This window comes from Ruegeria sp. CF2 (genome assembly GCF_056537385.1).
Window position 1 is genome coordinate 223,704 of record NZ_JBQFRL010000003.1, and the last position, 13,299, is coordinate 237,002.

Consider the following 13,299-nt stretch of genomic DNA (forward strand, 5'->3'; position numbering starts at 1 on the left):
AAAAAAGACATTTTTGTAACGAACCTGTAACAGGATCGAGAGCGGTGCAAAACTTGCAGGGGCAATACCTATTCAAGGCCCACTACATCAGGCGTTTGCCAGCCCAGATGCTGGCCGCCATCAACGCACAAAAGCTGGCCCGTGACCGCATGCGCGTCCAGAAAATACCCAAGGGCCGCGTTGATATCCGACGGGTTTGCACCGCGTTCCAAGACCGTGTTTTCGCGTTGGGTCTTGAAGTGCTGGGGACTTTGCCGATGTCCCTGCAGGGTTGGACCCGGCCCAATGGCATTGACGCGAATGGCCGGCGTCAGTGCCTGGGCCGCCGTCCGGGTCAATGCCCATAGCCCCATCTTGGCGATGGTGTAGGACATGAACTCAGGCGTCAGTTTGCGCACCCGCATATCGACCATATTCACGATCAAGCCGGTCGCGACGGGTTCGTCATTCTCATCCATCTCGGGTTCCAGACCCTGACTTGCCATGGCCTGCGTCAGCACGAAGGGCGCGCGCAGGTTGCTGTCCATGTGGCGATCCCAGCTTTGCCGGGTGGCAGTGCGGATGTTGTCGTATTCGAAGATCGACGCATTGTTGACCAGACAGGTGATCGGACCGCCCAGCGCCTCGGCCGCGCGCGGCAAAAGGGTCTGCACCTGATCCTCGTCCAGCAGATCGGCCTGCAGCGCCACGGCATTGCGGCCCATCGACTGGATCTCGGACACGGTCTCGGCGGCGGCTGCGCCCGAGGTTGCGTGGTGTACGGCAACATCCATGCCACGTTTCGCCAGGTACAACGCCATGGCCCGCCCCAGTCGAATGCCGGCGCCGGTCACCAGTGCTCGGGTCATGTAGGGGCTCCTTTCAGTCAGATCAGGCCAACAGGATCACGACGTATGTGACGTAAAGCAGCGTCAAGATGAACCCCCAGACCCGGGTGATGTCTTGCTTGAAGAAAACAAACGGGATCAGCAGCAGGGACGAGCCCAGCATGACCCAAAGATCGAATTGCAGGAATTCGGGGTCCACGGGGATGCGCCCGAACAGCGTGGCGATACCGACAATGCCCAGAAGGTTGAACATGTTCGAACCGATGACGTTGCCCAGAGCAACATCGGCCTGCCGGCGCAACGCGGCCATGACGGTGGTCGCCAGTTCGGGAAGCGAGGTTCCGACCGCGACCAGCGTCAGCCCGATCACCGTTTCACTGACCCCGTAGGTCCGCGCAATGATGGTCGCGTTGTCGACCAGCAGATGCGCGCCCATCGGCAGGCCAATCAGCCCCAGCACCAGATACAGCGACACCTTCCAGTACGGCATGTCCGGGTCGGCCTCTTCCAGCGCTTCCAGGTCCTGCTCTTCCGAGCAGGAGTTGCGATGCGCGTGCGCTTCTCGGAAGGCGTTGAGCAGGATCAGAGCCAATCCCGCCAGCAGGATTGCCCCGCTGAACAGGTTGAATTCCCCGCAAAAGGCCAAACCGATGAACAGAACCGAGGCCAGCAACATGAAGATGTAGTTTCTGCGCGTGTTGCATTCGCTGCTGTGGATCGTTGCCAGCAAGGCCGGCAAACCCAAGACCAGAAGGATGTTGGCCGTGTTCGAACCGACGACATTGCCCAGCGCGATACCGGGCGCATTTTCCTCGATGGCCTTGATGGCAATCAGAAGCTCAGGCGCCGAGGTGCCGAAGGCCACGATCGTCAGGCTGACGATCAAGGCAGGAACACCCAGACGCAGGCTGAGATTCACCGCACCCCGCACCAGCGCGTCACCGGCCAACAGCAGGATCAACAAGCCAAGACCGGAAAGCAGCCAGGCCGTCATCGACGCCCTCCTTGCTCACATGTGCAGGGGCCCTTGCCGATCCGGAACCGACCGCAGCGCGGACATTTCGCGGAATTCAATCGCTGTTGACCGGGAAAGCGCAGCTTTCCGAACATCGCCAGGACCCCCATGGCAACCAGAAACAGAATGACGACCTTGACGATCACGTCACATACCAAAGCGCGCGTAGGCCGCGCGCTCCTCAAGCAGGGAAATGGCATCCTGCGCCATGTCCGTTCCGAACCGCGACCAGATCGGTCGGCGCAACCCGTAGCGCCGGAATTTGACCTTGTCGCCAAACACTTCCTGCATCTTTGGCTTGAGATGCGCGATGCCGTCGATCAGCCCAAGTTCATGCGCACGCCGCGCCAGCCAGATTTCACCGGTAAACAGATCGGCGGCCTCGTCCAGACGACTGCCGCGCCGAGCTTTCACATAGGCAATGAAATTCTGGTGGATGTCCTCCAACAGCCCCTTGAGACGCGCGACATCCTCTTCTTTCTCCGGAGAGAACGGGTCCAGCATCGATTTGGATTTCCCGGCGGTGTGCACGCGCCGCTCGATCCCTTGCCGGGCCAGAAACACATGGGCTCCGAACCCCGAAGAGATGACCCCGATCGACCCCAGAACCGAGCTGTCATCGGCCCAGATCTCGTCCGCCGAAGCCGCAAGCCAATAACCACCCGACGCCGCCACATCCTCGACAAAAGCATGGACTGGCACCTTGAACTCGTCGGCCAACCGCCGGATCCGCGCACCGATCAGCGAGCTTTGCACCGGCGATCCGCCCGGCGAATTAATCTCGAGCGCGACGGCGGCAGGTTTTCCCTTGCGGAAGGCTTTTTCCAGAACCGGCGCCAAAGAGGCATCGTTCAGCGAGGCTCGGCCAGCCATTCCAATGGCTCCGGACAGGCGAACGACAGCCACGGTTGGCTGCTTGTTGAGAAACGGCAGGCTGAGTTTCATGGGTGCCGATGTAGAGTGCGTCCGCCCCTTAAACAAGGGACCCCACCTGCCATGAACGTGACGTGAACCAAAATCCTGTTCAGCCACGGCAAAAATGCAACGCCCTAGCTCCGGATGCGCCACCCGGTTTTGAAGATCCAACCGATGACCGCCAGGCAAAAGCCGGTAAAGGCCAGGATCGCCAGAAGGCTAAGCAGAATGGGCACGTCCGAAAGCCCGTAAAACGACCAGCGAAAGCCCGAGATCAAATAGACCACCGGGTTGAACAACGAGATCGTCTGCCACACCGGCGGCAGCATCGAAATCGAGTAGAACGTGCCGCCCAGAAAGATCAGAGGCGTCACAACCAGCTGCGGTACCAACGACATCTGTTCGAAATTGCTGGCCCAGATCCCGATGATGAAGCCCAGCAGGGAAAAGCTGAGGCAGGACAGGATCAGAAAGGCGGCCATCGCGAAGGGGTGCTCGATGCGGATGTCCACGAAGAACGTGGCGGTGGTCAGGATCACCAATCCCACGAACAACGCCTTGGTCGCGGCGGCGCCCACATAGCCGATCACGATCTCGATGAAATTCACCGGAGCCGAGAGCAGTTCGTAGATCGTGCCCAGGAACTTGGGGAAATAGATGCCAAAGGACGCGTTCGAGATCGACAGCATCACCACCGACAGCATGATCAGCCCCGGCACGATGAAGGCGCCGTAGGAGACGCCCTCGACCTCCTGGATGCGACTGCCGATGGCAGTGCCAAACACCACGAAGTACAGCGAGGTCGACAGAACCGGTGACAGAAAGCTCTGCGCGAGGGTGCGGAAGAACCGGGCCATTTCGAACCGGTAGATGGCGGCGATGGCGGACCAGTTCATGCGGCATCTCCGGACACGAGGTTGACGAAAATCTCTTCCAGGCTCGATTGCCGGGTCTGAACGTCACGCAACACCAGCCCCGCCTCGGCCACGTCATTCAGCAAAGTGGTGATGCCAGTGCGATCGGCATTGGTGTCATAGGTATAGATCAGCGCATCGCCCTGCCCGTTCAGCACCAGATTGTGGTGGGCCAGACTGCCGGGAATGTCCGAGATCGTGCGGGTCAGCATGACCTCGATCTGCTTCTTGCCCATCTGCGCCATCAAGGTGTTTTTGTCCTGCACCAGCATCAGTTCGCCCTTGTCGATCACACCGATCCGGTCGGCGATGGCTTCGGCCTCTTCGATGTAGTGGGTGGTCAGGATGATGGTGACACCGGCAGCCTTCAACTCGTCGACGATGGCCCACATGTCCTTGCGCAGTTCGACATCCACACCGGCGGTGGGTTCATCCAGAAACAGCACCCGCGGCTCGTGCGCCAGCGCCTTGGCGATTAGCACCCGCCGCTTCATGCCGCCCGACAGTTCCTTGATCGCGTTCTTGCGCTTGTCCCACAGCGACAGCTTGCGCAGGATCTCCTCGATCCGCGCGCTGTCCTGCCCATAGCCGAACAGACCGCGCGAAAACCGTACGGTGTTCCAGACCTTCTCGAACGGCTCCAGCGCAATTTCCTGCGGCACGAGGCCGATCATGCGCCGGGCTGCACGAAAGTCCGTGAGGATGTCGTGCCCCCCTACTGTGACGGTCCCAGACGTGGGCGTGGTAATCCCGCAAACCGTCGAGATCAGGGTTGTCTTTCCCGCCCCGTTCGGGCCGAGCAGGGCCAGGATCTCGCCCTCTTCGATGTCCAGCGATACGCCTTTCAGCGCTTCGAACCCGCCGGCATAGGTTTTGCGCAGATCCTTGATCGAAAGAATTGTCGTCATGCGTTTTCCCAGTTCTGGCCGGGACAGTATCGCGCCAGAGGATTGCCGAACAGACCAAATTCGCACAGTCCTCTGCGCGCAAACGCAGGTTTCACTCGCGGCCGGTCAGGCGACCCAGCCAGCCTTTCTTTTCACCCTCGGGGGTGTCTTCGCCGCCCTCTTCCGGCGCCGCAGGGCCTTCGAAATGCTGTTGAAGGTTCGAGAAGAACTGGTCAGCCATCTTTTTGGCAAAGCCGTCGATCAAACGGCTGCCTAGCTGCGCGAGCTTGCCGCCAACCTTGGCATCCACGTCATAGGCCAAAACCGTTCCACCGCTGTCACTGGCGCTGAACGTGACACTGGCGCTGCCCTTTGCAAAACCCGCAGCCCCGCCTTTGCCCTCACCGGCGATGGTCAGGTTTTGACCCTCAACCATGTCGGACATCGTGACGGTGCCTTTGAACGTGGCCTTTACCGGCCCGACCTTCTGCACCACGGTCGCCTCGTAACCGTCCGTAGGATTGCCCGAGACCTCTTGCGCACCGGGTACACAGGCTTTCAGCACCTCGGGGTCCAGCAGGGCCGCATAGACATCGGACGGCGCCGCCTGAATTTCACGCGTGTCACTCATTTGCATGGGACCACCCCCCTTTTTGAATTGCCTGGTATTCGACCAAAGACCTATCCACGAACTGCCGTTGCGGCAACCGTGTTCCACACATTATCCGCCGCCCCCGGCATCCTGAGCCCGCATGTCGGCAATCCGTTTCTGCACCAGTTCCAGATGCAGACGGGCATCATACTGCCCTTGCCGGTAGGCCGCTGGCAGCCTTAGGTCCGCCAGCTTTTCGTCCAGCACCTGCAACTGGCCTTGCATCCGCACGAGGTCTTCCGCGGAAGGGTTGTCGGCCAGGTCCTGTTCGATCAGACGAATTTCCGGGTAGTGCTGCCAGACACGCCATCGTTGGAAATAGGCGTAGATGCGCGGCAACAACCGGACCAGCGGAAGGACGATGAAAAAGAACGGTAGGAACAGAAGAAAAACCCGATTGACCTGCGCCGCCACCCAATAAGGCAACCAGTCATGCCAAGTGGACGGCCCTTCAAGTATCAACTGCCGTGCGGTGTTGTTGAGGGGCAATGCGGTCCCTTCGATCCCCGGAAAGGCTCCGGGGTCATTGATGATGCCCTGAGCCTCGTGCAGGGCGATCGCCGCCATCGTCAGCCGGTTGACCAACGCCGGATGCAGTCCCGGCCGCACGATCAGTCGCGCCTCGAGAGCGATCAGATCAACCGGGCGCGGCGGTAGAACCGGGTTCAGCGACATGCCTCCGGTCGGTACGGTCACCACAGTGGCATAGGACAAACGACGCGAAATCGCCTCGACATGTTCAAGGTTCAGAACCTTCAGTCCCGGCACCTCGTACGCGGCCAGCAGGTAGGGAGCTTCGATCGGGGCGACAAAGACGGCGATGTCCAACGTTCCGTCCAACAAGGCGTCCGCCGCCTGGTCATAGGGCAGTGCAACATGCACGTTATCCTCTTGGGCCAGCCCGACCGCGCGCTCGAAGTCGCGGAATGCGTCTGCGGTGCCGGACCCGGGCGCACCGCTGTTGATGCTCAACCCACGCCACAACGCGGGATTGGGCGGAATCCACGCATCCTCGCGCGCCATGAAAATCATCGGCTCGAAAAACACGGTCCCGATGGCCTGCGCCCGATCCGGGTCAACTTCGATGCCGCCCTGCAAGAAGGCCACATCCACAGCCCCGTCTTCCAGGATACGCGCATTTTCGACCGATCCTGCGGTTTCGACGATCTTGAGCCGAATGTCGTCCTCGGCAAGGATATCGGAATAGTCCTGCGCCACTTCGATATAGGCACCACCCGCCGGTCCGGCTGCCATGCGCAGGTCGCCGGGCGGGTGCAGCAGAAGGATGATTGCCACCAGAACCGCCAAGACCATGGCGACACTGATCGTGATCCAAAGACGCATCCTACCCCTCGCTGATCCACCCCGGACAGCACGCTACGCCGCTGGCCCCAAGCTGGCAAGTATTCCGATGTGTTTGCTGGTTTTTCCCGTTCCGGATCAGACCGATGCCAGACGCCGCGTCGCTGCCGGTCGGTCTTGCATTCCTGCTGGGCCCCGGCCAGCATCGCCGCGAGGGAGTGCTGCTCATGCTGAACGGAATCCGTGTTGTCGAAATCGAGGGGCTCGGCCCCGGCCCGTTCGCCGCCATGCTGCTGGCGGATCTGGGGGCCGATGTCGTGACCATCCACCGCAAGGGGGGCGCCGTCACACCCGGCATGCCGGACCGATCCGTGCTGGATCGGGGCAAGCGGTCGATCGCGCTCGACCTCAAGAACCCCGGCGACCTAGAAACCGCCGGGCGCCTGATCGCAACCGCCGATGCTTTGATCGAGGGCTTCCGCCCCGGCGTGATGGAGAAGCTGGGCCTGGGGCCCGATACCTGCCACGCCCTGAACCCGGCGCTGGTCTATGGCCGCATGACCGGCTGGGGCCAGGACAGCCCGCTTGCCGACACCGCAGGACATGATCTGAACTACATCGCGCTGTCGGGGGCACTCTGGTACGGCTCACCACCCGGCAGCGAACCGATGACCCCGGCCACGCTGGTCGGCGATATCGGCGGCGGCGCGATGTATCTGGTCACCGGCATACTGGCCGGGCTGCTGAACGCGCGCACAACGGGCACAGGCACGGTGGTCGACGCCGCCATCTACGACGGGTCCGCGCATATGATGAACCTGCTGATGAGCCTGCGCCAAACCGGCAACCTGTCCGACACGCGCGGCCAGAGCCTGCTGGACGGCCCGCATTGGAGCCGTACCTACGCCTGCGCGGATGGCGGCTTTGTTTCGGTCCAATGTCTCGAGCCGAAATTCTACGCCCAATTCCTGGAAATCCTGGGCCTGTCCCAAGACTCGGCGTTCCAGCGACAATACAACAGCACGCACTGGCCAGACCTGACCCGGCGCCTGGCGGAAATCTTCGCAACCAAACCGCGCGACCATTGGGCCAAACTGTTCGAAGGCTCAGACGCCTGCGTCGCCCCGGTGCTCAGCCCCGACGAGGCCGCAACCCATCCGATGAACACCGCCCGCCGAACCTGGCGAGAAACAGACGGCACCCTGCAGGCCGCCGCCGCCCCGCGCTTCTCCACCCACCAATGGCAGCCGAAACCCAGCCCGGCCCGCGGCCAACACACGACCGAAATTCGGAACGAACTTCAGGCTCTCAAAAAGACCTGACAAATCCTTCATCTGGCCAACGGCCAAGAGGGCGCTGGCCCCCTCCCGCGCAGCCTACCCGCCGCGGACCGTGTCAATCATCAACTGCACATTCTCCGGGTCGGCATCCGGCGTGATCCCGTGACCCAGATTGAAAATATGCGGCCCCTTGGAAAAGGCGCGCAGGATGCGGCGGGTCTCATCCACCAGCGCCTGCCCGCCGGTGACCATGTGCGACGAGGCCAGGTTGCCTTGCACGCAGCCATCCACCTGCACATGTTCGGCCGCCCATTCCGGCGCAACCGAGTTGTCCAGCGCCACGCAATCGACCCCAGTGGCCTTCGCGAAACCGACATAACCCTCGCCCGCCTCACGCGGGAAACCGATGACGGGAATGCCCGGGTGGCGTTCCTTGAGCGCCTGGGTGATGGTCCGGCACGGCTGGACCGCGTATTTGGTGAAAGCCTCGCCTTTCAGCGACCCGGCCCAGCTGTCGAAAATCTTGACCACCTCGGCCCCCGCTTCGATCTGAGCCGACAGATATTCGATCGTGGCCGCCGTGATCCGGTCCAGCAACGCCTCGAACAGCGCGGTGTTTTCCTCGCGCAGGGCGTGGGCGGGACCCTGATCAGGGGTGCCACGCCCGGCGATCATATAGGTGGCAACGGTCCACGGAGCGCCGGCAAAGCCGATCAGGGTCGTTTCGAACGGCAACTCGCGCGACAGGATGCGCACGGTTTCATAGACGGGCGACAAGGTCTCGTGAATCGCATCAACCGGCTTCAACGCATCGAAATCCGGTTGCTGCGTGATCGTCGACAGGCGCGGCCCTTCGCCGGTGACGAACCAAAGGTCGGCGCCCAGCGCCTGCGGCACCAGCAGGATGTCGGCAAACAGGATCGCGGCATCGAACCCATAGCGGCGGATCGGCTGCAGCGTCACCTCGGCCGCCAGATCGGGGGTGTAGCACAGCGACAGGAAATCGCCCGCCTGTTCCCGCGTCGCGCGGTATTCCGGCAGATAGCGTCCGGCCTGTCGCATCATCCAGATCGGCGGCGTGTCCAGTACCTCGCCCGCCAGCGCCCGCAGCAGTTTCTTGTTCTCGGCCATGTCAGCCCCCACTATTCCGGTTTGCGCAACGGGTCCGCCTTCAGCGGCAAAATGTCAAGCGTGGCCCCCATTGTCAGGGCAATGTGACGCGACTAAAGCTGTGCCCATGACTTTGACCCTGCCCACCCCCGCATCGCCGCTGAAGATCGGCACCCGTGGTTCGCCGCTGGCGCTGGCCCAGGCCCATGAAACCCGTCAGCGGCTGTGCGATGCCTTCGATCTGCCGGAACAGGCGTTCGAGATCGTGGTGATCAAGACCACCGGCGACAACCGCGCCATGATCGACGCGGACCGCCCGTTGAAAGAGATCGGCAACAAGGGTCTGTTCACCAAGGAAATCGAAGAGGCGATGCTGGCTGGCGATATCGACATCGCCGTGCACTCGACCAAGGACATGCCCGTCGAACAGCCGCAGGGGCTGGTGCTGGACACGTTCCTGCCGCGCGAGGACGTGCGCGATGCCTTCATCTCGCCCCGCCTCAACTCGATCCATGACCTGCCCGAAGGCGCGGTCGTCGGCACCTCGTCGCTGCGGCGGCGGGCCCAGTTGCTGCACCGCCGACCTGATCTGAACGTGGTCGAGTTCCGGGGCAACGTACAGACCCGCCTGAAGAAGCTGGCCGATGGTGTGGCCGAATGCACGTTTCTGGCCATGGCCGGCATCCGCCGCCTGAACATGCAGGACGTACCTGCCACTGCGATCTCGCCCGACGACATGCTGCCGGCCATCGCGCAAGGTACGATCGGCATCGAACGTCGCGCGGACGACCATCGGGCCGCCGAGATGCTGGAGGCCATTCATCACTCTGAAACGGCCTGTCGTTTGGCGGCCGAGCGCACGTTGCTGGCCGCGCTGGACGGGTCCTGCGAAACTCCGATTGCCGGTCTGGCCGAACTTGCCGATGGGCAGTTGCGCCTACGCGGCGAAGTGCTGCGCCCGGATGGATCGGATGCCATCAGTGAGAGCCAGACCGGTTCGACGGAGGACGCAGCGGAAATGGGCCGGGCCATGGCGGCAGAACTGCTGCACCGTGCCGGGCCCGGATTCTTCGAGTGGAGAAATTTGTAAAAAAGTTTCTGCGAATGTGAACTGCTTCACTGTCGCCCCGGTTGAAATCGGGCATCAATGTGTCATCCCGATTGGGAATGTGGATCAGTCTCGAATGTATCGAAGTTTTAGTTCGTGATTTTGTAGATAGTATTCGAGGGGGCGAGACTGAGAACCCTGTCCGATCGAAACGGGTCGTGCCTTTGAAAAAAGGCGCGGCCCGTTTTGACTCTGCGGCTCGCAATGGGTCCCTGTCATCCGGGAAACCGGTGCACGTTGCCATGATGACTGAACATCGCCTGGCCCGAGCGGATGTCGAACCGGAAATCAGCCGACCGTCCCGGCAAGGCCGCATAGAACGCGCGCAGGCCCGGCTCGACCAAGCCAGCTTGGATGCTGCAGGCTTCGCTCAAGCGCTGTATTTCGTCGTGAGACCGCCGTGCACGTATCGCAGTGATCAGATCCTGATGCATCTCCTGCAGCTTCCGGAAATCCGCGCTATGGGCCAACGCGCTGTCACCAACCAAAGCAAATATCGGCTCCAGTTCGGTCTTGCCTTTCAGATGAACAAGCCCGGCTTCAAGCATCGCGAGATCGACGCCAGCGGCCTGTGAGACTGAGCTTGAGATCAGGATGTCATATTCGACCTGGCGGCAACTCTGCTCGATTCGAGCGGCGACGTTGACCACATCTCCGATCACCGTGTAGTTGAATCGCCGCCGCGAGCCGATGTTGCCGACACAGGCCATTCCCGTGGCGCATCCTGTCGCCAATGCGATCGGAGGATGCCCGCGCATCGTGTCCGATGCGTTGAACTCGGCCAGAGCTCGCCGCATCTGCAACGCAGCCTGTGCCGCCAGAAGCGGGTGCCGCTCCACCGGAACCGGCGCGTTCCAGAACGCCATGACCGCATCCCCGATGAATTTGTCGATGGTGCCTTTTTCGTGCAGGATCCGGTCTCCGATAACCGAGAACAGTTCATTGAGCAGCGCGACCAGGTCTGTGGCCGACACCCGCTCGGACAACGGTGTAAACCCGCGAATGTCCGAGAACATGACCGTGATTTCCTGCGTTTCACCGCCCAGTTGCAGTTGGTGTCCGGTTGCATCCATCTCGTCCAAGATCTCGGGCGCGACATAGTGCGAGAAGATCCGCCGGATCACCCGCTTTTCCCGCTCGGTCGATATGAACAGATAACCGGACAACAGCCCGAAATTGGCCATCCCGCCGGCAAGCGGGAAGGTTGCATCGAACAGCACGGACTGGTTCTGAAATGCCAACCAACTGACCCCGACAACCACGGCCGCCGCGATGCCGCCGGCCATGAACGAGGCAACGGCCCCGAAACTGGACATGACGACCGTGACGACGACTCCAAGGATGATGAAAGCCAGAAGTTCGAGGGCGGCGGTGACATCCGACCGGGTCAGCATGTCGCCCAGCAGCGCCTGCTCGATGACTTGGGCATGGATGGAGACGCCGGGAACGGACTCTCCCAACGCAGTCTGATGCATGTCGAACAGACCTGCCGCCGACGTTCCGATCAATACGATCCGGCCTTCGATCTGGCTGCGCAGAACCGGATCATCCGCGGATTGCAGTATGTCATTGGCCGACAGGTAGAGTCCGGGATCATCCGGTCTGTACCTGACCCAGACCTCTCCGTTTTCCGTTGTGGGCAGGACCAAACCCGCCAGTTCGACCGACAGCACGATGCCGGCCTCGCCCTGAGCCCCTTCGATGAAGATCACCGGCTCGCCCGTCGCGACCCTCAGGGCCTCCAGCCCAAGTCCGGGCAGAACACCGCTTGGCCCCTGCCACAAGACCGGAACCCGACGCACCACGCCCGTGCCGCCCAAAGGTGAAACATTCACACCGCCGATCCCGGTTGCATCCTGGTCCAGCGGTGGCGCCAGCGGAGTCCAGTGGGGCACGGACACCAGCCCGGCGGCGGGGTTTTCGCCGATCTCCACGATCCCGGCCTTCGGGGCAATGTCCTGATACCCTCCGGTCAACCGCGCCGCCACACCCATCACCACGGGCCAGTTCGAAACCTCGGCCCCGAACAAGATGTCATTGTCCAGCTGGGCGGCCTCCTCTTTGGCGCTGAGAATGTCAGCCAGGGCCGGATCACTCAGCAGCCGCGACGGTGAATACCGATCGGGCTCGGCGAACAACATGTCAAAAGCGATTGAAGCGGCGCCATACTCGCCCAAACGCTCGACCATCTGCGTCAACAGGGTCCGCGGCCAGGGCCATTGGCCCCAATTCTCGAGCGACGTTTCGTCGATATCGACGACCCGGACCGGCAAATCGGGATCGAAAGCGCGCGGGGACAACCGCTGCAACACGTCGAAATAGATCAGCCGGGACATGCGGACCGGATAAGGGTCCAGTACCCGCAGCAGACAACCAAACAGGATCAGACCCAGGCCCACCAGCCGAAAAGCACGGCGCCGTCCGGCTTTCTCGTGCTGCCTGACGCTCACGTCAACCTCTGCTCGCCGGCAACGACATGGACAACGCTCTAGCCATCGCCGCCGGACCCAAAGACACCGCCGTCAGCATCCCGCCGATCATCGACAGTTTCGGGCCGGTCGCCCGGCCTGTCGAACTGCCCAACCGGATCCGGTTGTTCGGGCGGCGCGGCAACCGCTGCCTTGACCTGCCTCTGCGGTGGTGCGGACCGGCGCGGTTCGGGCGCGTCCGATTTTGCGCGCGGCGCAGGTTGGGATTCACCCGAGCAACCTTCGACATCCACCTGCAAAGGCGGTTTGAGGTCTTTCTGCGACTGAATGAAAGGAAAACCGCTGACCACGGCCTTGTCATACATCGCCTGATCGACCGGTCGCCCGACCGCACCGCGCTGGCTGGTTGCATACAAGCTGCAAATCCGGCCGGTCGATCGGCAAGAGCCGCCGAGGCCACACATCTGAACCGTGCCGTGCAGCACGAGCATCGCGCTTTGGTTTCCCGGCGCGATCCACATGTCAAATACCGTGCCCCGCACCGCCATGGTGGCCGTCGGCGTCTTGATGGAGTAGGCGCGTTTCCTGCTTTTGCCTGAGATGAACCGGAAGCTTCCGCCCAGCGCCTCGACCGCAAAGCTCTTGGCCTTGCGGTTGCCGCGCAACATCTTCACGTCCAGAACCATCCGTGCATTGGGACCAACCGCGATCTTCGTGTCATCCACAAAGACAAGCTGAACCACGCCATTCGCATCCGTGACGATCGAGTCGCCGGACAACACCTCCATCCCATTACGCAGGGGCAGCGTTTTGCCGCCACGGGTCACGTCCGCCCCCTGTTTCACGCTGATTACGGTTCC

The 13,299-nt window shown here is 62.0% G+C and carries 12 protein-coding genes; 2 read left to right on the forward strand and 10 right to left on the reverse strand.

The window, feature by feature from the left end:
• Window positions 1-68 precede the first annotated feature (68 nt).
• The 7 genes from ACR0IR_RS14860 to ACR0IR_RS14890 form a co-directional block, all read right to left on the reverse strand.
• Entirely contained in the window at window positions 69-848 is a 780-nt protein-coding gene (locus ACR0IR_RS14860; RefSeq protein ID WP_170342348.1) for an SDR family oxidoreductase, read from the reverse strand.
• A gap of 22 nt (window positions 849-870) precedes the next feature.
• The gene (locus ACR0IR_RS14865; RefSeq protein WP_170365514.1) at window positions 871-1,821 is read right to left on the reverse strand and encodes a calcium/sodium antiporter; all 951 of its coding nucleotides are present in this window, start codon (window positions 1,819-1,821) and stop codon (window positions 871-873) included.
• A gap of 168 nt (window positions 1,822-1,989) precedes the next feature.
• Complete coding sequence (locus ACR0IR_RS14870; protein ID WP_170365516.1) at window positions 1,990-2,787, reverse strand: S49 family peptidase; 798 nt, start codon at window positions 2,785-2,787, stop codon at window positions 1,990-1,992.
• Window positions 2,788-2,891: 104 nt separating this feature from the next.
• Window positions 2,892-3,653 carry an ABC transporter permease gene (locus ACR0IR_RS14875; protein WP_093963579.1) on the reverse strand — a complete coding sequence of 254 codons (762 nt, stop codon included), beginning with the start codon at window positions 3,651-3,653 and terminating at the stop codon, window positions 2,892-2,894.
• Entirely contained in the window at window positions 3,650-4,579 is a 930-nt protein-coding gene (locus ACR0IR_RS14880; protein WP_170343068.1) for an ABC transporter ATP-binding protein, read from the reverse strand. The genes ACR0IR_RS14875 and ACR0IR_RS14880 overlap by 4 nt, the downstream gene beginning before the upstream one ends.
• Window positions 4,580-4,670: 91 nt before the next feature.
• Complete coding sequence (locus tag ACR0IR_RS14885; RefSeq protein WP_170365518.1) at window positions 4,671-5,195, reverse strand: SRPBCC family protein; 525 nt, start codon at window positions 5,193-5,195, stop codon at window positions 4,671-4,673.
• 84 nt (window positions 5,196-5,279) lie between these two features.
• Complete coding sequence (locus ACR0IR_RS14890) at window positions 5,280-6,554, reverse strand: TAXI family TRAP transporter solute-binding subunit (RefSeq protein WP_170365519.1); 1,275 nt, start codon at window positions 6,552-6,554, stop codon at window positions 5,280-5,282.
• A gap of 185 nt (window positions 6,555-6,739) precedes the next feature.
• Here ACR0IR_RS14890 and ACR0IR_RS14895 point away from each other — a divergent pair, with 185 nt between their 5' ends.
• Window positions 6,740-7,834, forward strand: a complete 1,095-nt coding sequence (locus ACR0IR_RS14895; protein ID WP_170365722.1) for a CaiB/BaiF CoA transferase family protein — start codon at window positions 6,740-6,742, stop codon at window positions 7,832-7,834.
• A 54-nt stretch (window positions 7,835-7,888) separates the two neighbouring features.
• Here ACR0IR_RS14895 and hemE read toward each other — a convergent pair whose 3' ends face one another.
• Window positions 7,889-8,923, reverse strand: coding sequence for a uroporphyrinogen decarboxylase (hemE, locus tag ACR0IR_RS14900; RefSeq protein ID WP_170365521.1), 1,035 nt, complete (start codon window positions 8,921-8,923; stop codon window positions 7,889-7,891).
• Between the two features lie 106 nt (window positions 8,924-9,029).
• Here hemE and hemC point away from each other — a divergent pair, with 106 nt between their 5' ends.
• A complete protein-coding gene (gene hemC / locus ACR0IR_RS14905; protein WP_170365523.1) occupies window positions 9,030-9,992 on the forward strand; it encodes a hydroxymethylbilane synthase in 963 nt (320 codons plus the stop codon).
• A 233-nt stretch (window positions 9,993-10,225) separates the two neighbouring features.
• Here hemC and ACR0IR_RS14910 read toward each other — a convergent pair whose 3' ends face one another.
• Entirely contained in the window at window positions 10,226-12,460 is a 2,235-nt protein-coding gene (locus ACR0IR_RS14910; protein WP_367647697.1) for a CHASE2 domain-containing protein, read from the reverse strand.
• Between the two features lie 38 nt (window positions 12,461-12,498).
• Window positions 12,499-13,284: a FecR family protein gene (locus tag ACR0IR_RS14915; RefSeq protein ID WP_367647698.1), complete on the reverse strand. Its 786-nt coding sequence runs from the start codon at window positions 13,282-13,284 to the stop codon at window positions 12,499-12,501.
• Window positions 13,285-13,299 lie beyond the last annotated feature (15 nt).

Bases quoted from the DNA above. Each gene is read 5' to 3' on its own strand.
- ACR0IR_RS14870 (WP_170365516.1), bottom strand. From the start codon at position 2,787: ATGAAACTCAGCCTGCCGTTTCTCAACAAGCAGCCAACCGTGGCTGTC.
- ACR0IR_RS14860 (WP_170342348.1), bottom strand. From the start codon at position 848: ATGACCCGAGCACTGGTGACCGGCGCCGGCATTCGACTGGGGCGGGCC.
- ACR0IR_RS14895 (WP_170365722.1), top strand. From the start codon at position 6,740: ATGCTGAACGGAATCCGTGTTGTCGAAATCGAGGGGCTCGGCCCCGGC.
- ACR0IR_RS14880 (WP_170343068.1), bottom strand. From the start codon at position 4,579: ATGACGACAATTCTTTCGATCAAGGATCTGCGCAAAACCTATGCCGGC.
- ACR0IR_RS14875 (WP_093963579.1), bottom strand. From the start codon at position 3,653: ATGAACTGGTCCGCCATCGCCGCCATCTACCGGTTCGAAATGGCCCGG.
- hemC (WP_170365523.1), top strand. From the start codon at position 9,030: ATGACTTTGACCCTGCCCACCCCCGCATCGCCGCTGAAGATCGGCACC.
- ACR0IR_RS14865 (WP_170365514.1), bottom strand. From the start codon at position 1,821: ATGACGGCCTGGCTGCTTTCCGGTCTTGGCTTGTTGATCCTGCTGTTG.
- hemE (WP_170365521.1), bottom strand. From the start codon at position 8,923: ATGGCCGAGAACAAGAAACTGCTGCGGGCGCTGGCGGGCGAGGTACTG.
- ACR0IR_RS14890 (WP_170365519.1), bottom strand. From the start codon at position 6,554: ATGCGTCTTTGGATCACGATCAGTGTCGCCATGGTCTTGGCGGTTCTG.
- ACR0IR_RS14885 (WP_170365518.1), bottom strand. From the start codon at position 5,195: ATGCAAATGAGTGACACGCGTGAAATTCAGGCGGCGCCGTCCGATGTC.